The following is a 20754-nucleotide window of genomic DNA, read 5'->3' on the forward strand; positions in this document are numbered from 1 at the left end:
GGCTCATGGGCTCCGACGTCGCAGACATGAACGCACAGACGAGATATCCGCGGGTGGTCGACCGGGCCACCTTCCAGGCGCAGGTCGACGAGCTGCGGGTGCGGGAGAAGGCGCACTCGCGGGAGGGGGACGCGATCGCCGCGGCCAGGCGGCGGCTGCCGATGGTCGAGGTCGACGCCACGCTGGAGCTGACCGGCCCGGACGGGCCGACGACGCTGCTCGACGCCTTCGAGGGCCGCCGCCAGCTGATCGCGTACTACTTCATGTGGCACCCCGGCCATCCCGCGGCCGAGCAGTGCGAGGGCTGCACCTGGTGCACGAGCAACGTCGTCGAGCTGTCGTACCTGCACTCGCGCGACATCACCTTCGCGGTCTTCGCCCAGGGCCCGTACGCCGAGAGCCGCCGCTACCGCGACTTCATGGGCTGGACGATGCCCTGGTACTCCGCCGACCCGTCGAAGGCCGACCTGCTCGTCGGCCGGACGGTCGGCATGATGCACATGGTCTGCTACGTCCGCGACGGTGACCGCGTCTTCGAGACCTGGTGGACCACCAACCGCGGGATCGAGGTGATGGACAACAGCTACTCGCTGATGGACCTCACCGTGTACGGGCGCCAGGAGCAGCAGGAGGACTCGCCCGACGGCTGGCCGCAGCCGTGGGGGACCGACGAGCACCCGGACTACCACCAGGTCGACGGGCGCCCGACCGCCCAGTGGTCGCGGCTCGCCGCCGGCAGATCGGACGAGATCTAGGCTGCCGCGGCGGCGACGTCCGGTACGACGGTCCGCCGGCGTCGCCGTACCAGGCCGTCCCAGGTGAAGATCACCAGCGCGATCCAGACCAGCCCGAAACCGGCCCAGCGCATCGTCGACATGTGCTCGTGGAAGAGCGTCACCCCGACCACGAACTGCATGATCGGCGCGATGTAGTTGAGCAGCCCCAGCGTCGTCATCGACACCCGCGTCGCCGCCGACCCGAACAGCAGCAGCGGTACGGCGGTGATCGGGCCGCTCAGCAGCACGAGCACGAGGTACCCGGCGCCGTGGTCGGTGACCGTCGACTGCCCGTGCAGCGCCATCACCACGATCGCGACCAGCGCGACCGGCGCCATCGTCGCGGACTCGACCGCCATCCCCTCCAGCGCGCCCGCGCCGGCCTTCTTCTTGGCCAGCCCGTAGAACCCGAACGAGAAGGTCAGCGCGATCGCGATCCACGGCGGCCGCCCGGCCTCGATGGTCAGGCCGACGACAGCGACGAACGCGATCGCCAGCGCGGTCCACTGCAGCGCGCGCAGCCGCTCGCCGAGCACGAAGACACCGAGCAGGACGGTGAACAGCGGCGTGATGAAGTATCCGAGCGAGGTCTCGACCACCCGGTTCTGCTCGACGCCCCAGATGTAGACGCCCCAGTTGACCGAGATCAGCACCGCGCCCGCGATCAGCGGCCAGCGCCGGCGCGGTTCGGCGAACAGTACGCGGACCTGCCCGAAGTGCCGCAGTACGACGACCAGCAGGGCGATCGAGATCAGCGACCAGACGATCCGGTGGGCGAGCAGCTCGATCGCGCCGGAGTGCTCGAGCAGCCGCCAGTAGAGCGGGAAGAGCCCCCACAGCACGTAGGCGGCGAAGCCCTGGAGGAACCCTCTGCGTTGCTCTGACACGTCAGGAGCCTAAACCCCGAGTCAGGGTCGTACAAAAGCTTTGCTCATGACGTGAGATCGCCACCGGTCCGGTACTGGTGCGATGCGGTTGGATGGAGGCGAGCACAGGAGGCGGATGTGGGCGTGAGGACCGGACTGGTCTCGGTGACGTTTCGGCAGCTGGGCGTCGAGGAGGTCGTCGATGTCGCCGCGGAGGCGGGCCTGGCGGCGATCGAGTGGGGTGGCGACGTGCACGTCCCGCTCGGCGATCTCGGCGCCGCGCGGAAGGCGCGCGAGCTCTGCGCGGAGCGCGGGCTGGCGATCGCGGCGTACGGGTCGTACCTGCGGGCCGGCAGCGTCGACCGCGAGGAGATCCGGACGGCGGTGACGACCGCGGCCGAGCTGGGCGCGCCCCGGATCCGCGTCTGGGCGGGCGCGGTCGGTACGGCGGACGCCGGGGTCGGCGACCGCATGGCCGTCACCCGCGGCCTGGCCGAGCTCGCCGACGTCGCGGCCGGCGCCGGGATCGAGATCGCGATGGAGTTCCACCGCGGCACGCTCACCGACGAGGTCGACTCCACGATCACGCTGCTGCTGGACGTCGGGGCCCCCAACCTCACGACGTACTGGCAGCCCCCGGTCGGCCTCGACGACGCCACCTGCCTGGACCAGCTGGAGGCACTGATGCCGTGGCTCAGCACCGTCCACGTCTTCTCCTGGTGGCCCTCGAACACCCGCCTCCCGCTCGCCGCTCGCGAGTCGCTGTGGCGCCCGGTGCTGAAGCGACTGGCCACCGAGGAGCGCGAGATCAATGCGCTCCTCGAGTTCGTCGCCGACGACTCGGTCACCCAGCTCGCGACCGACGCCGCGAGCCTGCACAGCTGGGTCTGACTACTCCGGCAGGTAGCGCGCGAGGACCAGGTCACCGGTCGCAGGGGCTGTGCCGAGCTGCCGCAGCACGATCTGGCCGGCCGCCTGCGCCGGTACGGCGTCGAAGAACATCGACGCCGCCGGCCCGTCGGCGGGATCCACGCTGACCCGCTGCCCGCCGGGCGTCCCGGCCAGCTCGAACGTGTGCTTGGTCGAGACGCCGACAGTGCCGAACGCCAGCAGGTACGGCGTGAAGCCGGGCGAGTCCTGCTGGCCGTCCTGCGGTCCGTAGTCGGTGCGGACCGGCGTGATCGTCGTGCCCTCGTCCAGTGAGTAGAGGTATCCGTGGTGTTCGACGCGCTCGGGGAACCAGTACCCCGGACTGAGTTCCCGGTCGGGGCCACGGGTGTAGACGCCGACGCCGGTGACGGCACCGGCCACCGCGCGGTTGTTGCGATCGACAACCGTCGCGGTGACCTGGACCGGTTTCGTGGTCTGGATCCCGAGCCCCGGCACGCCGATGCTCGCCTGCTCACCAGCCTCCGGCTCGGCGACGCCCGTACAAGGCCGAGATGTCACGGCCCGGCCACCGACCCGGACGATGACCTTGGCCTGCTCGGCGGCGGCCGGCCGGCCCGGCAGCACGCAGAAAGCGCGGAAGTCGACCAGGTCCTGCGCGGGCTCCCACTGGAACGAGATCGGCCCGGTGCGGATCTGCGCGTCCAGCAGGTCGGAGTCGGCGACCTTCGCCCGGTACCGGATGCCGTCCCGTACGTAGTCACCCGGCGCGTCCTCGATCGCCCGCTCCGGCAGCCCGTCCGGGGGAGTGGTCGGAGTCGCGAGGGCGGGGCTGGGACTGTTCGCCGGCTCGGCCCGGTCCGGCACCATTCCGTTGTTCAGGGCCACCAGTACGACGAGCGCACCGCACACCGCGGTCACTCCGGCCCCGGCCACTCGGCGCCGCCGCAGCTGCTTGGTCCGGCGGCGCAGCACGGGAATCGGCGCAGGCTCGGCGAGATCGATCTCACCGGCCTGGTCGTGCAGCCGGTCGCGGAGTTCGTCGAGGTTCATGACTGCTCCAGGGCGTGGTCGAGGACAGCAGGGTCGATGCGGAGCTTCGCGAGCGCCCGACTGGTCTGGCTCTTCACGGTGCCGACGCTGCACCCGAGGATCCGGGCCGTCTCGGCCTCGGACAGGTCCTCGTAGAACCGCAGCACGACCACTGCCCGCATCCGCCGGGGGAGCCGGCGGAGTGCGCTCGACAGGTCGGCGCTGATCTCCACCCCACCCTGCCCACCGTCGGCACCATGCTGGGGGAGCTCCTCGGTCGGGTACTCACCGTTCCAGCGCCGGCGCCACCAGGCGGTGTAGGTGTTCACCATCGTCCGGTGCACGTACCCCGACGGATCGTCGATCCGCTGCCAGATCAGCCAGCACCTCGCCAGCGTGGTCTGCACGAGGTCTTCGGCCAGCGCCCGGTCCTGCGTCAGCAGATAGGCGGTCCGCAGCAGCCCGCCGTACCGGGTGGAGACGAAGTCCTCGAACTCCACCCGGTCTGGTTTGGTCATCCGCACACTGTCACGAGTGGCTGGGGGTGGCGGGAGGTTGCATCACTTCGCCGGGGTGTAGAGGGCGAGGATGAGCTTGCCCTTGGTGACCTTGCCGTCGGTGATCCTCAGGACGGCGGTGCGGCTCGGGCCGGCCCAGTTGCCGTCGGTGCCGAGGCCCCAGCTGGTGATCTCGCTGGTTCCGTCGTCGGTGCTCAGCATCGACTGGCCGGAGAGGCCGTCGAGGGTGCCGTTCACGACCCCCTTGGCGCCGAGGTCCGAGCTGCCGTAGGAGACCAGGAACGGGACACCTTCCGGCGTCTTCAGCTCGATCTTGCGGGTGGTGGTGGCGTCGACGGTCTTCAGCTCGGTGAGCTGGTACTTCGCACCGCCGAACTCGACGCGCTCGTCGAGGCTCATCCCGTCGACGGTCCGCTGCGGGCCCTTCTCGTAGACGGTGAACGCGATCCGGGCGCCGGGCACCTCGACCGGTCGGCCGGACTTGTCGACCAGCGTCGCGGTCACGTTCATCCGCTCGCCCGGCTTGCCGACCCCGGCGAAGCCGCCACCGCCGTTCGTGCCGAGGTCGGTGGACATCGCGAGGCAGCTGGACAACCTCTCGACGCCGTTGATCCACACCTTGAAGTCGTACGGGAACCCGGACCCCGTGTCGTTGGCCGTGCAGAACGTATCGATCTGGATCGGCCTGCCGGTCGAGGTGTAGCTGCCGGTGAGCTTGCTGACACCGGGCTTGCCGCTGGCCCAGGAGATCAGTCGGTCGCCGCCGATCTCGGCGCGGAAGCGCAGGCCGTTCTCCTCGTGGTCGCCGGGGCCGGGCTCCGGGGGTGCCGTGGCCGCACCGGGCGGCGGGGTCCGTTCGCCGGCCCGGTAGATGCCGATGCCGACCTGGGCGTAGTCGTCGGCGATCAGCTTGTCGTCGTTGTCGACGAGGCGGACGTTGACGGTGGTCGCCTGGTTGAGCGGGACATCCAGCCACAACGCCGAGTCCGGGCGGATCAGTCCGCTGTCGTCCGGTGTGATCCGGTCGACGCTGCACGGACCGGAGGCGGCGTTGCGGCCACCGATCTGCACGAGGTACCGGGTCTCGCCGGCGTTCGCCGCACAGTACGGGTGGATGATGACGTTCCGCGTGGTCGGCGTCCAGCTGAAGCTGCCGCGGGTCTCGCCGATGTTGCCGACCCAGGCCTTGTCCAGCTTGTCGGTGCCGACGACGCCGCTGATCCGGACCGAGTCCTTCACGTAGTCGGCCGGCGTGTCGTCCGCCGGGTCCGGCGCGGTGCTGGTCAGCGTCGGGGCCACCGCGATGCCCAGGGCAACGATCGCCGCGACCGCGGTGAGCGAGCCGGCGACCCGGCGGCGCTTCGTCGTACGGATGCGGCGGTGGACACCCGCCAGCAGGTCGGGGGACTCGACGGTCTCGGCGCGGTGGGAGAGTTCTTCGCGCAGGTCGGTGAGGTTCATCGCGAGGTCTCCTTGTCGGCGAGTTCGGCGGTCGGGGTGGGGACTTGGTCGACGAGGTTCGGGTCGAGGCGGAGTTTGGCGAAGGCCTTGCTGGTCTGGCTCTTCACGGTGCCGGTGGAGCAGCCGAGGACGCGGGCGGTCTCGGCTGCGCTCAGGTCCTCGTAGTACCGCAGTACGACGACCGCGCGCTGGCGGCGCGGCAGCTGCTGCAGCGCGCGCCAGAGGTCGGTGCGCTCGACGGTGCCGGCGGAAGGGGCGGCCGACTCGGGCAGTTCCCCGGTCGGCTGCTCGCCGTTCCAGCGGCGGCGCCACCAGGTGGAGTAGGTGTTGACCAGGATCTTGCGCACGTACGGCTCGGGATCGCCGCCGTCGATCCGCGACCAGGCGAACCACGCCTTGGCCAGTGCGGTCTGCAGCAGGTCCTCGGCCAGTGCGTGGTCCTGGGTCAGCAGGTACGCGGTCCGCAGCAGGCGGCCGGACCGGGCCTGCACGAACGCGTCGAAGCTCTCGGCAGCAGTCATCGATCGCCCCGTTCGTTCGGCACGCAGCGTGAGCGTGCTCTCATCGATGGTCACATCATGGCTGACCAGTCGATGTGCGGGATTGGTTGCCTGTTGGTCAAAAAGTTTCCGTTGAGGTCTGGCCAAGCGCCAGATGATGCCGCAAAACTGGCTCAGGACAGCGCGTTTTCGCCCCGATCGCGTCCCCGGAGGTTCTCCGATGTCCGTTCGTACCTTCTTCAGCAAACCCCTGCCGAGGATCCTCGCGATCCTCGCCCTGTTCGCGGCCGTCGCCGGTACGGCGGTGACCACCCAGGTCGTCACCGCCACCAAGGCGCACGCCGACGGCTGCTACACCTGGAACCGCACGCTCAGCCAGGGCGCCAGCGGTGAGGACGTCCGCCAGCTGCAGATCCGCGTCGCCGGCTACCCCGGGTACGGCGCGCACCTCGCGATCGACGGCGCCTTCGGCCCCGGGACCAAGGCCGCGGTGACCCGCTTCCAGCAGGCGTACGGCCTGGCCGCCGACGGCATCGCCGGCCCGGGCACGTTCAGCAAGCTCTACGCGCTCCAGGACGACGACTGCACCCCGATCCACTTCACGTACGCCGAGCTGGACGACGGCTGCGGCGGCTCCGGCTGGGACGGCGGCCCGCTGTCGGCAGCCGCGACCAAGGCCAACGCGCTGCAGACGATGTGGCAGCTGGAGGCGATGCGGCACGCGCTCGGCGACCAGCCGCTGAACATCACCAGCGGATTCCGCAGCGTCCCATGCAACAACTCGGTCGGCGGTGCGAGCAACAGCCAGCACCTGTACGGCCGGTCGGCCGACTTGGTCGGCGTCCACTCGTTCTGCAAGCTCGCCCAGCAGGCCCGCAACCACGGTTTCGGCGGGATCTTCGGCCCCGGCTACCCGGGCCACAACGACCACACCCACGTCGACATCCGGACCAGCAACTCCTGGTCGGCCCCGAGCTGCGGGATCTAGCTGATTGGTTTAACCAGCTGATCCAGCGTCATCCCGGCCGGGCGATCCAGGTGCTCGGCGTTCAGCCCCGCGGCTCGAGCGCCGAGCACGTCCAGCTCGTAGTTGTCGCCGATCATCAACGCGTCGGCGGGCTCGACGTCCAGCAGGCGACACGTCGTCAGGTACGCCTCGGGGACCGGCTTGCCGAACCCCAGCGTCTCGGTGGTCGCGACGACCTCGACGTACGGCGCGAGCCCGATCTTCTCCAGCTTGAGGTTCTGCTGGATCGTGCTCCCGTTGGTCAGCACCCCGACCCGCCAACCGTTGCCGCGAGCAACTTCCAGGGCGGGCAGTGCGTCCGGGAATGCCGCCCAGCTGCCCCGGTAGTGCTTCAGGTAGCCCTCGAAGATCTCGTCGAGCTCCGCGTCCTCGCCCGGCATCGGTCGCCCGAGCACCGGCAGGAACGCGTGCAGCCGCGCCCGCCGCTGCCCCTGGTGGGTCAGCTGCCCGGTGACGAAACGGTCGTAGCAGACCTGCTCGATCTCGAACCACCGCATCGAGAACTCGTCCGACCACTCGATGCCGAGGTCGGCCACCCAGCGCCTGAGCGCCGTACCGGCTGAGGTGGTGTGGTCGAACAGCGTGTCGTCGAGGTCGAAGATGACCGCCTTCACGCCGGGGTCACCGAGTCGCGGTTCAGCTCGCGGTGGTTCGCGTACCCGGACAGCGCCAGCGTCAGGTCCAGCTCGGCGAGGAAGCACCGCAGTACATGCTCGACCCCCGCCTGACCCGCCATCGCCAGCCCGTACAGGAGCGGACGCCCGAGCAGCACAGCCTTCGCGCCGAGCGCGAGCGCCTTGGCCGCGTCCGCACCAGTCCGTACGCCGGAGTCGAACAGCACCGTGAGCTGCTCGCCGACCGCATCGGCGATCGCCGGCAGCGCATCGAGCGATGCGACCGCGCCGTCGACCTGCCGACCGCCGTGGTTCGAGACGACGATCCCGTCGACACCGTGCTCGGCGGCGAGCTTCGCGTCGTCGACCGCCGTGATGCCCTTCAGCACGATCGGGCCGTCCCAGTTGTCGCGCAGGAACGACAGCTCGTCCCAGCCCAGCCCGACGTTGGGGAACATCTGCGCCCAGTGCATCACCGCGGCGCCCGGGTCCTCGCTGATCGTCTTCGGCAGCTTGGCCAGGAACGCCGGGTCGGTGAAGTAGTTCGCCAGGCCCTCGCCCTTGAGGAACGGCAGGAAGCCGCGGTCGAGGTCCGCCGGGCGCCAGCCGATCGTGCCGGTGTCCAGCGTCACCACCAGTACGCCGTACCCGCCGTCCTTCGCGCGCTGCAGGAAGCTGAGGCAGACGTCGCGGTCGGTCGGCCAGTACAGCTGGTACCACTTGCTGCCGGCCTCGATCTGCTCGAACGAGTGGCTGGCCTGCGTCGAGTGCGTGTAGGTCAGCCCGAGCGCGTCGGCGGCCCGCGCGGTCGCCAGCTCGCCCTCGGGGTGCGCGAGCGTCTGGACACCGATCGGTGCGACCAGGACCGGCGCGGGCATCTTCGTCCCGAGGATCGTGCAGGACAGGTCGCGCTCGGTCGAGCCGCGCAACATCCGCGGCACCAGCCGCCACTTCTCGAACGCCGCCAGGTTCGCCCGCGCCGTCGAGCCGCTGCCCGCGCTCGGGACGATGTAGCCCATCGCCTCCGCGGACAGGTTCGCCGCCGCCTGCGCCTCCAGCCGGGACAGATCGGTGGTGATCTCCGGCCGGGTGTCCTGGAGCATGCCCTGCAGGTAGATCGCCAGCTGATGATCACCGAAGTTGGCCATGCCGGGGATGCTTTCACGAATGCATGACATCCGTCAGCGCCTGATCCGGCCGTCCGGCACCCGCGTCGCGTCCCGGTGCGCGTGAAGCTGGTCGGGTGACCAAGCGAATCCTGCCGGCCCTCGGGCTGTTCTTCCTGTCTCCGCTGGTGGCCGAGTTCCTGCTGGGGAACCTGCCGATCTCCCAGCTCTTCGCGCTGTTCGCGCTGGCACCCCTGTACGGCGGGGGCGCGGTCCTGATCCGGGAGCTCGTGCGGCATCGCGGGTGGGGGTATCCGAGCGTGCTGCTGCTCGCGCTCGCGTACGGCGTACTGGAGGAAGGGGTGACGACGCAGTCGCTGTTCAACCCGAACTACGCCGACCTACGGCTGCTCGATCCGGGGCACATCTCGTGGCTGGGGATGGGGGCGCCGTGGACGCTGTTCGTGCTCGCGCTGCACACGGTTTGGAGCATCACGGTGCCGATCGTGCTGATCGAGTCGATCTCGTCGAAGCGGCCGTGGTTCGGGCGGAAGGGGATCGTGGTGTTCTGCATCGTCTTCGGCTTCGGGGTGCTGGCGACGACCGCGTTCCAGCTGCAGAGCGACTCGTTCGTGGCGGCGCCGGGGCAGTTCGCGGGAGTGCTCGTCGCGATCGCTGCGTTGGTTGTGGCGGCCGTGCGGGTGGGGCGGCGGCCGGTGGTCCGCGGGGCCGGAGGGGTGCCCGCGGAGTGGGTCGTCGGGGTGTTCGGGCTGGTGGTGTCGTCGGCGTTCATGGTGGTGAACGACGTCGGCTGGAACGGCTGGGTGCAGGTGGCGGCGATGCTCGTGCTGTTCGCGGTTGCGCTGACCGTCGTACTGCGGTGGTCGCGGCGGGACGGGTGGACCGGCCGGCACGCGATGGCGCTGGCCGGTGGGACGTCGCTCACGTACGCGTGGCACTCGTTCCCGGAGCACCCGGTGTCGGCGGCGTCGCGGTCGGTGGACCTGGCCGGGAACGTGGTCTTCAGCGCCCTCGCGGTGGTCCTCCTGGTGGTCTGCTGGATTCGGTCGGGCCGGTCGGCGGATGCGACAATTCAGGTGTGACAACTTCGGTGACTGCTGACACGCGCTACCGGCACGTCGGGCTGGCGTTGTTCGCGCTGGCCACCGGTGGGTTCGCGATCGGGACCACCGAGTTCGTCACGATGGGACTGCTGCCGCAGATCGCCGACGGGGTCGGCATCTCGATCCCGACCGCCGGGCACGTCATCTCGGCGTACGCCGTGGGTGTCGTCGTCGGTGCGCCCGTGATCGCCGCGCTGGGCGCCCGGACCGGGCGGAAGCGGCTGCTGCTCGGGCTGATGGGTGTGTTCGTGCTCGGGAACGTGCTCTCGGCTGTTGCGGGGAGCTACGAGATGCTGATGGCCGCGCGGTTCCTGTCCGGGCTGCCGCACGGCGCGTTCTTCGGGATCGGCGCGGTGGTCAGCGCCTCGCTGGTGCCGGCCAACCGGCGGGCCTGGGCGGTCTCGATGATCATGGTCGGGCTGCCGATCGCCAACATCGTCGGCGTACCGGCCTCGACGCTGCTCGGCCAGCAGTTCGGCTGGCAGTTGCCGTTCGTCCTGGTCGCCGTCCTGGGACTGCTGACGCTCGGCGCGGTCTGGTTCTGGGTCGGGCCGCAGCCGGTCGGCAGCGAGGTCAACGTGCGCAGTGAGCTGAGCGCGCTGGCCCGGCCGCAGGTGTGGATGGCGCTGCTGGTCGGGATGGTCGGCTTCGGCGGCATGTTCGCGACGTACACGTTCATCACCCCGACGATGACCGAGCTGGCCGGCTTCAGCGAGGGCGCGGTGACGATCGTGCTCGCGATCTTCGGCGTCGGCATGACCGGCGGCACACTGGTCGGCGGCCGGCTCGCCGATCGCGCACTGATGCCCAGCCTGTACGGCGGGCTGGTGGCGATCACGATCATGCTGACCACCTTCGGCTGGCTCGCCCACACCCGCCCGACCGCGCTGCTCGCGGTCTTCCTGCTCGGCTTCTCGTCGAGCCTGCTGATCCCGGCGCTGCAGACCCGGCTGATGGACGTGGCCCACGAGGGTCAGTCGCTGGCGGCGTCGCTCAACCACTCGACCCTGAACATCGCCAACGCGCTGGGCGCGTGGCTGGGCTCGCTGGTGCTGGCCGCGGGGTACGGGTACGAGTGGCCGAGCCGGCTGGGCGCCGGGCTGGCGATCCTCGGCCTGCTGCTGGCGCTCGCCTCAGGCCTGATGGACCGGCGCACAGGTCGCACCACAGCGCCCGCCGCTCAGTAAGCGGCGCCACAGCGCCTGCCGCTCAGCAAACGGCGCCTGCCGTCGGCGCCCGCCGCTCGGTAAGCGGCGCCTGCCGCCCTGGAGGCGGCGCCCACCGTGCAGAAGCGCCCCTCCGTGCGCACTTCCGGCCGCCGCGGCCTCAGCCACCGTCAACTGGGTCCGGCCGCATGGCCACCGCCTCAGCCACCGGCAGTCGGCGTACGGGGGCCTCAGGGAAAAACCCGGTGGTTTCCTGACCGGATGCTCACCAGGGACTTGGTTGGATGGGGTCATGGCGACGATGACCCTGAGCGGCCCCGACCTGGTCCGGCGGCGCGGGCTGCGGCAGATGCGGCTGGTCGCACTGTCTCTGCTGGTGCTCGCCGCGATCATCTACATCGTCACGCTGCACCGCGACGGCGCCTGGGGCTACGTGAACGCGGCCTCCGAGGCGGCGATGGTCGGCGCGCTGGCCGACTGGTTCGCGGTCACCGCGCTGTTCCGACACCCGCTCGGGCTGCCGATCCCACACACCGCGATCGTGCCGACCCGCAAGGACAGCCTGGCCGAGAGCCTTGAGCAGTTCGTCACCGAGAACTTCCTGTCCGAGGACGTGGTGGCCGGCAAGATGGCGTCGGCCGAGGTGAGCCGCCGGGCCGGTGAGTGGCTGGCCGGCGCGAACCACGCCGAGCGGATCGTCGCCGAGGGCGCCCGGACGGTCGGCGCGGTGCTGCCGAAGCTCGGCGACTCCGACGTCACCGCGTTCGTCCGCGGCTCGCTGCTGCCGCGGTTCGCCGAGGAGCCGCTGAGCCCGATCGCCGGGCACTTCCTCGAGTCGGTCGTCCAGGACGGCGCGCACCACGCGCTGCTCGACCTGGTCTTCGACGAGGCGTACGACTGGCTGCGCGACAACCGCGACGTGCTCGCCGAGGTCGTCGGCCCGCGCGCACCGCGCTGGTCGCCGCGCTGGGTCGACTCGCTGGTCGTCGACCGCATCCACCGGGAGGCGCTGACCTGGCTGGCCGGCGTACGGGACGATCAGCAGCACCCGGCGCGGCAGGCCGTCGACCGCCTGCTCAGCAAGTTCGCCGCGGACCTGCAGCGCGACCCGGAGATGATGGAACGCTTCGAGGCGTTCAAGCGCCGGATGCTCGACCACCCCGACCTCGCCCCCAGCCTGACCGCCGTCTGGGACGCCGTCCGCACCGCCCTGATCGACGCCATCACCGACCCCGCCAGCCCGCTGCAGACCCGCGCCGTCCAGGCGATCAAGGACCTGGGCACCCGCCTCCAGACCGACGACCCCCTCCGCGCGAAGGTCGACGCCCGCGCCACCGAGGCCGTCGCCTACGTCGTCCGCACCTACGGCAACGAGATCGTCTCGGTCATCTCCGACACCATCGAACGCTGGGACGGCCGCGAAGCCTCAGCCCGCATCGAGCTCCACGTCGGCCGCGACCTCCAGTTCATCCGCATCAACGGCACGGTGGTCGGCGCCCTGGTCGGGCTCATCATCCACACCGTCAGCCAGTGGCTCTGATCTATCGTGGGGTGCATGAATCCCGGGCCGGACGACCTGCGACTGACGGCCGCCGAGGAAATCCTGCCTCCCCGGCCGGACGACGACTGGGTGACAGATCGGGAACTGATCGACCACGAGCCGAGACATCCGTGGGCGTCCGAAGGGCGGTGACATCAGCTCGTCGCTGCAAGGGCGGTCTGGACGAGCCGGTCGACGCCGAGTTGGCGATCAGCACGATCAGCCTGGCGGAGTTGCACTTCGGCGTGCTGGTCGCCAAGAGCCCGCAGGTGCGGGCCGAGCGGCTGCGGCGGGTCGCGGCGATCGAGCGGGCCTTCGAGCCGTTGCCGGTCACCGACGCCATCGCTCGCACGTACGGCGCCTTCGCCGCGGCGGTCGTTGCCGCCGGGCGTCAGCCCCGGAGCCGGTCCTTCGACCTGGTGATCGCTGCCACCGCGGCGACGCACGACGCCGTGCTGTACACCCGCAACCCGAAGGACTTCGTCGGTCTCGACGAGCACCTTCAGGTCATCGCCGTCTGACCCTGGCCGATCGAGGAGACCGAGTTGACCGACGAGATTCCCGCCACCGAGTTCACCCGGCGGATCGGCAAGGTGGCCGACCGGGAGCTCGCGTTGAACGGCTACACGACGTACGAGCAGCTCACCTCGGTCACCCCGAAGGAGCTGCTCGCGATTCACGGGGTCGGGCCCAAGGCGATCAGGATCCTCGAGGAGGAGCTGACCGCCCTGGGGCTCGCGTTCGAAGGCGACTAGTCGACGGTCCAGGTGTCGGAGCCGGTGATCAGGGACTGGAGGTCGCCGGTGCCGCTGGTTTCCTGGGCGGTGCTGACCTGCTGGCGGACCAGGTCGTCGTACGCCGGGCGGTTGACCTGGCGGAAGACACCGATCGGTGCCTGGTGCAGGACGCCGGCGTCGGTCAGGCGGGACAGCGCGAACGCGTACGCCGGGTCGTCGGTGTGCGCGTCGTGCACGACCAGGTCGGCCTCGCCGCCGGGCAGTTCGGCGACCTCGCGGACCGCGAGTGACGCGAAACCGTCGCGGACCACGCCGAGGTGGCCGTCGACGCCGAAACGGATCGGTTCCCCGTGCTTGAGCGGGATGATCGCGTCGTCGCGGGTGTCGGGGTTCTTGAACGCGTCGAAGGCGTTGTCGTTGAAGATCGGGCAGTTCTGGTAGATCTCCACGAACGCCGTCCCGCGGTGCTCCGCGGCGGCCTTCAGCACCGACGTGAGGTGCTTGCGGTCGGAGTCGACGGTTCGGGCGACGAACGTCGCCTCCGCGCCGAGGGCGAGCGAGACCGGGTTGAACGGGTTGTCCACCGAGCCCATCGGCGTCGACTTGGTCACCTTGCCGGGCTCCGACGTCGGTGAGTACTGGCCCTTGGTCAGCCCGTAGATCCGGTTGTTGAACAGCAGGATCTTCAGGTTCACGTTCCGCCGCAGGGTGTGGATCAGGTGGTTGCCGCCGATCGACAGCGCGTCGCCGTCACCGGTCACCACCCAGACGCTCAGGTCCGGCCGGGCCACCGCGAGCCCGGTCGCGATCGCCGGCGCCCGCCCGTGGATCGAGTGCATCCCGTACGTCGACAGGTAGTACGGGAAGCGCGACGAGCAGCCGATCCCTGACACCATCGCGACGTTCTCGCGCTTGATCCCGAGCTCGGGCAGGAACCCCTGGAACGCGGCCAGGACGGCGTAGTCCCCGCAGCCCGGGCACCAGCGCACCTCCTGGTCCGACACGTACTCCTTGCGGTTCTGCGGCTCGGTCGCCACCGGTACGCCGTGCAGACCGCCCGGCAGCCCCAGGTCGACGGTGCTCATCGTGCTCCCTCCGACTGCTCCAGTTGCTCACCGTGCTTCAGGTTCGCGGCGTCGACCCCGAGGTGCCGCGCGTCGTCGTCGATGCCCTCGGTCTCCTCGACCAGGTTCCCGATGACTTCGGCCAGCTCCGCGGCGCCCAGCGGCATGCCCCGGACCTGCGCGTACGAGACGACGTCGACCAGGTACTTGGCGCGCAGCAGCATCGCCAGCTGCCCGAGGTTCATCTCCGGGACCAGCACCTTGTCGTACGACTTCAGCACGTCGCCGAGGTTGTCCGGGAACGGGTTCAGGTGCCGGAGATGCGCCTGGGCGACCTTGCCGCCGACCTTGCGCACCCGGCGGACGCCGGCCCCGATCGGCCCGTACGTCGAACCCCAGCCGAGCACCAGCACCTTCGCGTCGCCGTCCGGGTCGTCGACCACGAGCGGGTCGATGCTCCGGGCGATCCCGTCGATCTTGGCCTGCCGGGTCCGGATCATCAGGTCGTGGTTGGCCGGGTCGTAGGAGATGTTGCCGGTCTTGTCCTCCTTCTCCAGGCCACCGATCCGGTGGTCCAGCCCCGCCGTACCGGGAATCGCCCAGGCGCGGGCCAGGGTCTCCGGGTCGCGCAGGTAGGGGAGGTACTTCGGCGTCCCGTCGTCGGCGGTCGCGTTCGGCTCGGTGGTGAAGTTCGGGTCGATGGTGACCAGGTCCTCGACGACCGGGATCTGCCACGGCTCGGAGCCGTTCGCCAGGTACCCGTCGGACAGCACGATCACCGGCGTCCGGTAGGTGACCGCGATCCGGGTCGCCTCGACAGCGATCGCGAAACAGTCCGCGGGGGACTGGGCCGCGAGCACCGGCAGCGGCGCCTCGCCGTTGCGGCCGAACATCACCTGCAGCAGGTCGGCCTGCTCGGTCTTGGTCGGCATACCGGTGGAGGGACCCGCGCGCTGGATGTCGCAGACCACCAGCGGCAGCTCGAGCATCACGCCGAGGCCGATCGTCTCCGACTTCAGGCTGATCCCCGGACCGGACGACGTGGTGACACCGAGCGCGCCCGCGAACGACGCACCGAGTGCCGCGCCGACACCGGCGATCTCGTCCTCGGCCTGGATCGTGGTCACGTCGAACCGCTTCAGCTTCGACAGCTCGTGCAGTACGTCGGACGCCGGGGTGATCGGGTACGCGCCGAGCACCAGCGGCAGGCCCGCCCGCTGCGCGCCCGCCACCAGGCCGTACGCCAGCGCGAGGTTGCCGGAGATGTTGCGGTAGGTACCGGTCGCCATCTTGGCCGGCTTCACCTCGTACCGGACCGAGAACTCCTCGGCGGTCTCGCCGAAGTTGTAGCCCGCCCGGAAGGCCGCGATGTTGGCGTCGCGGATGTCCGGCTTGCCGGCGAACTTGGACTGCAGGAACTCGATCGTCGACTCGACCGGCCGCTGGAACAGCCAGGAGACCAGGCCGAGCGCGTACATGTTCTTGGCCCGGGAGGCGTCCTTGCGGGACAGCCCGAACTCCTTGACCGACTCCACCGTCATGCCGGTCAGGTTCAGCGCGACCACGTGGTACGCCTCGAGCTCGCCGGTCTCCAGCGGGTTCTCGTCGTACCCGATCCGCTTCAGGTTGCGGCCGGTGAAGTCGGCGGTGTCGATGATCAGCGTGGCGCCGCGCGGCACGTCGCGCAGGTTGGCCTTCAGCGCCGCCGGGTTCATCGCGATCAGCACGTCCGGCGCGTCACCCGGGGTGAGGATGTCGTGGTCGGCGAAGTGCAGCTGGAAGGAGGAGACTCCCGGCAGGGTTCCGGCAGGTGCCCGGATCTCGGCGGGGAAGTTGGGCAGCGTCGACAGGTCGTTGCCGAACGATGCCGTTTCCGCGGTGAACCGGTCCCCCGTGAGCTGCATCCCGTCGCCGGAGTCACCGGCGAAGCGGATCACCACGCGGTCCAGCTGCTTGACCTCGATGGCCATCAGTCGTGTCATCTCCAAGTCGAGCTCGGGCCCGGCGTCGTCGGACGAACCGCCGATCCCCCCGGTCAGGGCGATATCCCAATGTTAGTTCGGCTTTTGCCCTGAACCAGTGGTCGGCCCCGCCGGTCCACAGCCTGGGACGGGTGGTACCGCGGGCCGCGGTGTGACGTAGTGCAGTCGCTCGCTTGCCATCTGTTGCCGCAGCAGGCAATGTGTCTGTCGACTGTTGCGATCACCCGGGCGCCGCCCGGTCTCGAGGGAGCTTGACGATGGGCGTACGTGCCTTTCTTTTCAGTGGTACGGCGCTGGCCGGCGCGCTCGTGCTCGCCGGGTGCTCGGGAGCGATCGCGCCGGCGCAGAGCGCGATGGTCGCCGAGGACACGGCGCGCGCCGTACAGACCGCTGAGGCTGCGCCGGTTCGTACGGTCAAGATCACCAGTGTGCGGACCTCGGACTACACGGCCGGCACGCTGACGGTCAGCGGCACGCTGACCCCCGCGCCGGCCGCGGGCTCGCGGGTCGCGCTGCAGCGCTGGGACGCGGTGAAGGGCTGGCAGGAGATCGGCCACGCGACGCCGTCCGGCGCGAACGTGACGGTCTCGTCGAACCAGCCCGGCTCGATCCGCACCTACCGGCTCGCGATCGGCCCGCAGGCGCCGTACGCGGCGGCCGCCTCCGCGCCGTACGGGTACTCGCACTACAAGTGGCGCGGGATCTTCGCCAAGCCGCTGCTCGCCTCGGGCGGCAAGGGGCACCCGGCGTTCAACGTGGTCGCTCCCGCGGAGTCGCCGCGGCGCGCCGAGGCCGAGCTGCTCGCCGACAAGGGCGGCGTGGTCTGGGGCGACGTGAACTCGGCCGGCTGCTCCTGGGTGAAGAACTGGCTCGGCAACATCACCGACGGGACGGTGCGCGTCTCGCTGCTGAACGGCGCGGCGCTGATCGGCTCGATCGAACAGACCCAGGAGACCGAGACCTGGTTCAACCGCCAGATCCCCGGCGTGAACCGGCTCCGCCTGCAGGTCACCGACCTCAAGTCCGGCTACGGCCCGCAAGTCGCGGTGGACTCCATGCTGCTCTGCACCAACTAGAGTTAGGCCCGTGTCGGAGGCCTACGGTGTAGTCGTCGCGATCGTCCTGCTGGGCCTCGGCGGCCTGGTCGGCGCCTTCGCGCTCAACCGCGCCCTGACCATCACGTACTCGACGCCCGAGAAGCTCACGACGTACGAGTCCGGCGTCGACCCGGTCGGCGAGGGCTGGGCCCAGATCCACATCCGGTACTACCTGTTCGCCTACCTGTACGTGATCTTCGCCGTCGACGCGGTGTACCTGTTCCCGTGGGCGACGGTCTTCGCGACCGTCGGCGTCTCGTCCCTGATCGAGATGTTCGTCTTCCTGGCCTTCGTGACGATCGGCTTGCTGTACGCGTACCGCAAGAAGGTCCTCACCTGGACGTAAGGACGAACAGCAGGTCGAGCTCCTGCAGTTGGCCAACTGCATGGGCCACCGGGCGGTGCTTCCTCCGCTCCACAACCTGATGCCGGTGATGGACATGCTGTCGTCTCGAAAGATGTTGCAGAAGGTCTGGGCCGATCCGAGGCTCGCTGGTCTACCCGGGTGGCTCGACGTCTACCTGCCGATCGCCGAGGCCGCCGACGGTGGTGTGCTGTACGTCGATCTGGCCGGCGGGCCGGCGTACGGGAGCGTCTGCGAGTGGTGGTCGGAGGAACCGGAGCCGGGGCGGCGGTGCTGGGGCGGGGTCGGGGCGATGCTGGACGATGTGGCGGCGGCCATGGTGGACCGGCGGCCGCTGACTCGGCCCTACGGCCGGCCGTTGCTGCCTGAATTGGACGTGGGGTATCTGCGCTGGTTCGACGTGTACGACTAGCTCTCGGAGAGCAGCTTGGCGATGGCCCAGTCCTGGGGGCCCAGGCCTACGGACTTGAAGACCGTGCGGCCTTCGGGCTTCGGGGGAGCGGTCAGTGCGTCGCCCAGGTCGAGGAGGGATTCTCGGGGGAGGCCGGCTTCGACGGCGTCGATGATTTCGCCGGATTCCTCGAGGGCGGCTTCCTGCTGGTCGACCATGACCAGGGTGGCGGTGGTGAGGAGGTCGCGGGGGAGTTCGCGCATGGTGGGGCGGAAGGCGCCGATGGCGTTGACGTGGACTCGGTCCGGGAGGGCGTCGGCGGTGAAGAGGGGAGTGCTGGAGGACGTCGCACAGCAGACCACCTGGGCGTCGGCGAGGGACGCGTCGATGTCGGTGCCGGGGAGGAACTTCACCGCGGGGAACTCGTCGGCCAGCTCGGTCGCGAGTGCCGCGGCGCGGTCCGGGTTGCGGCCGATCAGGCGGACCGTGCTGATAGCGCGTACGGCGAGAACCGCGCGGACCTGATCGGCGGACTGGGCGCCGGTGCCGATCACCGTCAGCCGGGTCGCGTCCGGCTCGGCCAGCAGATCCGTGGAGACGCCGACCACCGCGCCCGTCCGCAGCGTCGTGATCGAGGTGCCGTCGGCAACGAGCTGTTCGCCGCCGCCGGTCCAGATCAGCGTGGCGCGGATCGCCGGGACCTGGTCGAGGGCGATCCCGATCTTCTTCACCACCGCGGTCCCGCTCGGCGCGTGGTACGCCGACATCACCAGCACCGCGCCGTCGCCGAACACCTGCCGCGCGGGCAGCACGAAGTGCCCGGCCCGCAGCTCCCCGAACGCCTCCCGGACCGCGTCGACCGCGGCCGGCATCGGGACGGTACGGCGTACGTCGTCAGCGCTGAAGATCTTCACCGGGTTCACCCTAGGTTGCTCATCCCGGGTCGGAGTGGTCGGCTGTCCCCGAACCCACCTGAGGAGAGCCGATGAACGACCTGCACCGGACCGCGATCGTCGCCGACGCGCACAACGACCTGCTGATGCTGGTCGCGCGGCGGCCGAAGGCGGTCTGGGGGAGCTACTTCCGCGAGCACTGGATCCCGCAGCTGCGCGCCGGCGGGATCGACGTGCAGGTGCTGCCGGTGTTCATCGACGACGAGTTCCGGCCCGAGGGTGCGTTGCGGGAGACGCTGCGGATGATCGAGGCCGCGCACCAGGTCGCCGAGCAGAACGCCGATCAGGTCGCGCTCTGCCGGACCGGCGCGGAGATCGAGGCCGCGACGCAGTCCGGCCGGATCGCGCTGGTGCTCGCGCTCGAGGGCTGCCCGCAGATCGACACGGACGTCGAGCTGTTCCACACGCTGCACCGGCTCGGCGTCCGGGTCGTCTCGTTCACGCACTTCGGCCGCAGCGCGCTCGCCGACGGTTCCGGCGAGGACGCGGCCGGGAGCCGGCTGACCAAGGCCGGTGTCGAGTCGGTCGCGCTGCTGGAGCAGCTCGGCGTACTGGTCGACATCTCGCACGTCGGCCGCGGCGGTGTCGAGCACATCCTCGAGCTGGCGACCAAGCCGGTGATCGCGACGCACTCCAGCGCGTACGCCGTCCGCGCGCATCACCGCAACCTCACCGACGACCAGCTCCGCGGCGTCGCCGCGACCGGTGGCGTGGTCTGCGTGAACTTCTTCGCCGGCTTCCTGACCGAGGACGAGAAGCCGACGGTCGGCCACCTGGTCGACCACGTCGAGCATCTGCTCGCAGTCGCCGGCGAGGACCACGTCGGGCTGGGCAGCGACTTCGTCGCGGAGGTGTTCGACGAGAAGATCCCGGCCTGCGACCTGCCGCTGATCATCGAAGGCCTGGACGCCCACGTGTACGTCCCGGGTCTCGAGGGCCCGGCCGGGATGCCGCTGATCACCGCCGCGCTGCTCGACCGCGGCGTGCCCGAGGCAACTGTCCGTAAGGTCCTCGGCGCGAACCTCGTGCGGGTCCTCAGCCACTGAGATCACTCAGCGTCATGACCGGTCGCCGTCCGAGATCATTGCCTGGTCGCCCTAAAGTGCTTGCGCCGGACAACTTTCGAAGGTTCCAAAGCGTCTGTTCGTAACGGATTGCGATGGACCTATCGCCATCCGGTCAATCCGGGTCTATGGTGATTACCAGGGGGAACGGGGCGATTGCAGGGTGGTGGGGTATGAGTTGGCAACTCTGGGTATTGATTGCGGCAGCAGCGATCGCCGCCGCCTGGCTGGTCATCGCACGCTTCCGCAAGGCGCAACAGGTCCTCGACGACCTGATCGACTCGGTCGAGCCGCACCAGTCACAGCGCGCCACCACGACCCACCGGCCAGAAGTCGCCCCCACCCGGGTCGACGACCTGGCCCGCCAACGCAGCCGCCACCATTTGAGGACGACGTTCGTCCCGCGGACGGCGCACAGCCACCGCACGCGGCACTAGCTTCGGCCAAACCTTTCAAGTACCAGCTCTCGATTGGTGGCCGGTAC

The 20754-nt window shown here is 70.0% G+C and carries 24 protein-coding genes; 14 read left to right on the forward strand and 10 right to left on the reverse strand.

What is annotated here, in order from left to right; genetic code table 11:
* Positions 1 to 5 precede the first annotated feature (5 nt).
* The gene (locus AB0M01_RS22075) at positions 6 to 755 is read left to right on the forward strand and encodes a DUF899 family protein (protein WP_363672270.1); all 750 of its coding nucleotides are present in this window, start codon (positions 6 to 8) and stop codon (positions 753 to 755) included.
* On the opposite strand, the gene rarD is transcribed toward AB0M01_RS22075, so the two are convergent.
* Complete coding sequence (gene rarD / locus AB0M01_RS22080) at positions 752 to 1663, reverse strand: EamA family transporter RarD (RefSeq protein ID WP_363672272.1); 912 nt, start codon at positions 1661 to 1663, stop codon at positions 752 to 754. The genes AB0M01_RS22075 and rarD overlap by 4 nt on opposite strands.
* A gap of 123 nt (positions 1664 to 1786) precedes the next feature.
* Between rarD and AB0M01_RS22085 the strand changes: the two genes are divergently transcribed.
* Positions 1787 to 2533 (forward strand): TIM barrel protein, encoded by a 747-nt coding sequence (locus tag AB0M01_RS22085; RefSeq protein WP_363672274.1) that lies wholly within the window; start codon positions 1787 to 1789, stop codon positions 2531 to 2533.
* Here the strand turns inward: AB0M01_RS22085 and AB0M01_RS22090 are convergent, their stop codons facing one another.
* The 4 genes from AB0M01_RS22090 to AB0M01_RS22105 are packed head-to-tail and all read right to left on the reverse strand — an operon-like array spanning position 2534 to position 6062.
* Positions 2534 to 3583: a hypothetical protein gene (locus AB0M01_RS22090; protein WP_363672276.1), complete on the reverse strand. Its 1050-nt coding sequence runs from the start codon at positions 3581 to 3583 to the stop codon at positions 2534 to 2536. It abuts the gene before it with no gap.
* Positions 3580 to 4080, reverse strand: coding sequence for a SigE family RNA polymerase sigma factor (locus AB0M01_RS22095; protein WP_363672278.1), 501 nt, complete (start codon positions 4078 to 4080; stop codon positions 3580 to 3582). Before AB0M01_RS22095 ends, AB0M01_RS22090 begins: the two co-directional genes overlap by 4 nt.
* Before the next feature lie 42 nt (positions 4081 to 4122).
* On the reverse strand, positions 4123 to 5541 hold the full coding sequence (locus AB0M01_RS22100; RefSeq protein WP_363672280.1) for a hypothetical protein: 1419 nt from the start codon (positions 5539 to 5541) through the stop codon (positions 4123 to 4125).
* Positions 5538 to 6062 (reverse strand): SigE family RNA polymerase sigma factor, encoded by a 525-nt coding sequence (locus AB0M01_RS22105; RefSeq protein WP_363672282.1) that lies wholly within the window; start codon positions 6060 to 6062, stop codon positions 5538 to 5540. Before AB0M01_RS22105 ends, AB0M01_RS22100 begins: the two co-directional genes overlap by 4 nt.
* A gap of 199 nt (positions 6063 to 6261) precedes the next feature.
* Here AB0M01_RS22105 and AB0M01_RS22110 point away from each other — a divergent pair, with 199 nt between their 5' ends.
* On the forward strand, positions 6262 to 7029 hold the full coding sequence (locus tag AB0M01_RS22110; protein ID WP_363672285.1) for a D-Ala-D-Ala carboxypeptidase family metallohydrolase: 768 nt from the start codon (positions 6262 to 6264) through the stop codon (positions 7027 to 7029).
* On the opposite strand, the gene AB0M01_RS22115 is transcribed toward AB0M01_RS22110, so the two are convergent.
* Positions 7026 to 7682, reverse strand: a complete 657-nt coding sequence (locus tag AB0M01_RS22115; RefSeq protein ID WP_363672287.1) for an HAD family hydrolase — start codon at positions 7680 to 7682, stop codon at positions 7026 to 7028. The two genes, AB0M01_RS22110 and AB0M01_RS22115, sit on opposite strands and share 4 nt — an antisense overlap.
* A complete protein-coding gene (locus AB0M01_RS22120) occupies positions 7679 to 8830 on the reverse strand; it encodes an alpha-hydroxy-acid oxidizing protein (protein WP_363672289.1) in 1152 nt (383 codons plus the stop codon). Before AB0M01_RS22120 ends, AB0M01_RS22115 begins: the two co-directional genes overlap by 4 nt.
* A gap of 95 nt (positions 8831 to 8925) precedes the next feature.
* Between AB0M01_RS22120 and AB0M01_RS22125 the strand changes: the two genes are divergently transcribed.
* From AB0M01_RS22125 to AB0M01_RS22150, 6 genes are all read left to right on the forward strand, one after another.
* Positions 8926 to 9891 carry a hypothetical protein gene (locus AB0M01_RS22125; RefSeq protein WP_363672291.1) on the forward strand — a complete coding sequence of 322 codons (966 nt, stop codon included), beginning with the start codon at positions 8926 to 8928 and terminating at the stop codon, positions 9889 to 9891.
* Positions 9888 to 11099 (forward strand): MFS transporter, encoded by a 1212-nt coding sequence (locus tag AB0M01_RS22130; protein ID WP_363672293.1) that lies wholly within the window; start codon positions 9888 to 9890, stop codon positions 11097 to 11099. The genes AB0M01_RS22125 and AB0M01_RS22130 overlap by 4 nt, the downstream gene beginning before the upstream one ends.
* 271 nt (positions 11100 to 11370) lie before the next feature.
* Positions 11371 to 12618, forward strand: a complete 1248-nt coding sequence (locus AB0M01_RS22135) for a DUF445 domain-containing protein (protein ID WP_363672295.1) — start codon at positions 11371 to 11373, stop codon at positions 12616 to 12618.
* A 15-nt stretch (positions 12619 to 12633) separates the two neighbouring features.
* Positions 12634 to 12771, forward strand: coding sequence for a hypothetical protein (locus tag AB0M01_RS22140; protein WP_363672297.1), 138 nt, complete (start codon positions 12634 to 12636; stop codon positions 12769 to 12771).
* Complete coding sequence (locus tag AB0M01_RS22145) at positions 12768 to 13139, forward strand: type II toxin-antitoxin system VapC family toxin (RefSeq protein WP_363672299.1); 372 nt, start codon at positions 12768 to 12770, stop codon at positions 13137 to 13139. The genes AB0M01_RS22140 and AB0M01_RS22145 overlap by 4 nt, the downstream gene beginning before the upstream one ends.
* Before the next feature lie 24 nt (positions 13140 to 13163).
* A complete protein-coding gene (locus AB0M01_RS22150) occupies positions 13164 to 13373 on the forward strand; it encodes a hypothetical protein (protein WP_363672301.1) in 210 nt (69 codons plus the stop codon).
* On the opposite strand, the gene AB0M01_RS22155 is transcribed toward AB0M01_RS22150, so the two are convergent.
* Positions 13370 to 14440 carry a 2-oxoacid:ferredoxin oxidoreductase subunit beta gene (locus AB0M01_RS22155; RefSeq protein WP_363672303.1) on the reverse strand — a complete coding sequence of 357 codons (1071 nt, stop codon included), beginning with the start codon at positions 14438 to 14440 and terminating at the stop codon, positions 13370 to 13372. The genes AB0M01_RS22150 and AB0M01_RS22155 overlap by 4 nt on opposite strands.
* A complete protein-coding gene (locus AB0M01_RS22160; RefSeq protein WP_363672548.1) occupies positions 14437 to 16389 on the reverse strand; it encodes a 2-oxoacid:acceptor oxidoreductase subunit alpha in 1953 nt (650 codons plus the stop codon). Before AB0M01_RS22160 ends, AB0M01_RS22155 begins: the two co-directional genes overlap by 4 nt.
* Positions 16390 to 16658: 269 nt before the next feature.
* Here AB0M01_RS22160 and AB0M01_RS22165 point away from each other — a divergent pair, with 269 nt between their 5' ends.
* The 3 genes from AB0M01_RS22165 to AB0M01_RS22175 all read left to right on the forward strand — a co-directional run bounded on the left by AB0M01_RS22165 (position 16659) and on the right by AB0M01_RS22175 (position 18274).
* Positions 16659 to 17477 carry a hypothetical protein gene (locus AB0M01_RS22165; protein WP_363672305.1) on the forward strand — a complete coding sequence of 273 codons (819 nt, stop codon included), beginning with the start codon at positions 16659 to 16661 and terminating at the stop codon, positions 17475 to 17477.
* 10 nt (positions 17478 to 17487) lie between these two features.
* The gene (locus tag AB0M01_RS22170) at positions 17488 to 17844 is read left to right on the forward strand and encodes an NADH-quinone oxidoreductase subunit A (protein WP_363672307.1); all 357 of its coding nucleotides are present in this window, start codon (positions 17488 to 17490) and stop codon (positions 17842 to 17844) included.
* A 112-nt stretch (positions 17845 to 17956) separates the two neighbouring features.
* Positions 17957 to 18274, forward strand: coding sequence for a hypothetical protein (locus AB0M01_RS22175; protein WP_363672309.1), 318 nt, complete (start codon positions 17957 to 17959; stop codon positions 18272 to 18274).
* On the opposite strand, the gene AB0M01_RS22180 is transcribed toward AB0M01_RS22175, so the two are convergent.
* Positions 18271 to 19167 (reverse strand): ornithine cyclodeaminase family protein, encoded by an 897-nt coding sequence (locus tag AB0M01_RS22180; protein ID WP_363672311.1) that lies wholly within the window; start codon positions 19165 to 19167, stop codon positions 18271 to 18273. The genes AB0M01_RS22175 and AB0M01_RS22180 overlap by 4 nt on opposite strands.
* Positions 19168 to 19238: 71 nt before the next feature.
* On the opposite strand from AB0M01_RS22180, the gene AB0M01_RS22185 reads away from it, so the two are divergent.
* Together AB0M01_RS22185 and AB0M01_RS22190 are read left to right on the forward strand one after the other, a co-directional pair.
* Entirely contained in the window at positions 19239 to 20252 is a 1014-nt protein-coding gene (locus AB0M01_RS22185) for a dipeptidase (protein WP_363672313.1), read from the forward strand.
* A gap of 191 nt (positions 20253 to 20443) precedes the next feature.
* Positions 20444 to 20707 (forward strand): hypothetical protein, encoded by a 264-nt coding sequence (locus AB0M01_RS22190; RefSeq protein WP_363672315.1) that lies wholly within the window; start codon positions 20444 to 20446, stop codon positions 20705 to 20707.
* Positions 20708 to 20754 lie beyond the last annotated feature (47 nt).

The organism is Kribbella sp. NPDC051770 (assembly GCF_040681455.1).
Taxonomy (GTDB): domain Bacteria; phylum Actinomycetota; class Actinomycetes; order Propionibacteriales; family Kribbellaceae; genus Kribbella.

Coding starts and splice junctions, on each gene's coding strand:
- AB0M01_RS22075 (WP_363672270.1), top strand. CDS start 6: ATGGGCTCCGACGTCGCAGACATGAACGCACAGACGAGATATCCGCGG.
- AB0M01_RS22090 (WP_363672276.1), bottom strand. CDS start 3,583: ATGAACCTCGACGAACTCCGCGACCGGCTGCACGACCAGGCCGGTGAG.
- AB0M01_RS22095 (WP_363672278.1), bottom strand. CDS start 4,080: ATGACCAAACCAGACCGGGTGGAGTTCGAGGACTTCGTCTCCACCCGG.
- AB0M01_RS22100 (WP_363672280.1), bottom strand. CDS start 5,541: ATGAACCTCACCGACCTGCGCGAAGAACTCTCCCACCGCGCCGAGACC.
- AB0M01_RS22105 (WP_363672282.1), bottom strand. CDS start 6,062: ATGACTGCTGCCGAGAGCTTCGACGCGTTCGTGCAGGCCCGGTCCGGC.
- AB0M01_RS22110 (WP_363672285.1), top strand. CDS start 6,262: ATGTCCGTTCGTACCTTCTTCAGCAAACCCCTGCCGAGGATCCTCGCG.
- AB0M01_RS22120 (WP_363672289.1), bottom strand. CDS start 8,830: ATGGCCAACTTCGGTGATCATCAGCTGGCGATCTACCTGCAGGGCATG.
- AB0M01_RS22135 (WP_363672295.1), top strand. CDS start 11,371: ATGGCGACGATGACCCTGAGCGGCCCCGACCTGGTCCGGCGGCGCGGG.
- AB0M01_RS22140 (WP_363672297.1), top strand. CDS start 12,634: ATGAATCCCGGGCCGGACGACCTGCGACTGACGGCCGCCGAGGAAATC.
- AB0M01_RS22155 (WP_363672303.1), bottom strand. CDS start 14,440: ATGAGCACCGTCGACCTGGGGCTGCCGGGCGGTCTGCACGGCGTACCG.
- AB0M01_RS22160 (WP_363672548.1), bottom strand. CDS start 16,389: ATGGCCATCGAGGTCAAGCAGCTGGACCGCGTGGTGATCCGCTTCGCC.
- AB0M01_RS22165 (WP_363672305.1), top strand. CDS start 16,659: ATGGGCGTACGTGCCTTTCTTTTCAGTGGTACGGCGCTGGCCGGCGCG.
- AB0M01_RS22175 (WP_363672309.1), top strand. CDS start 17,957: ATGTTGCAGAAGGTCTGGGCCGATCCGAGGCTCGCTGGTCTACCCGGG.
- AB0M01_RS22185 (WP_363672313.1), top strand. CDS start 19,239: ATGAACGACCTGCACCGGACCGCGATCGTCGCCGACGCGCACAACGAC.
- AB0M01_RS22190 (WP_363672315.1), top strand. CDS start 20,444: ATGAGTTGGCAACTCTGGGTATTGATTGCGGCAGCAGCGATCGCCGCC.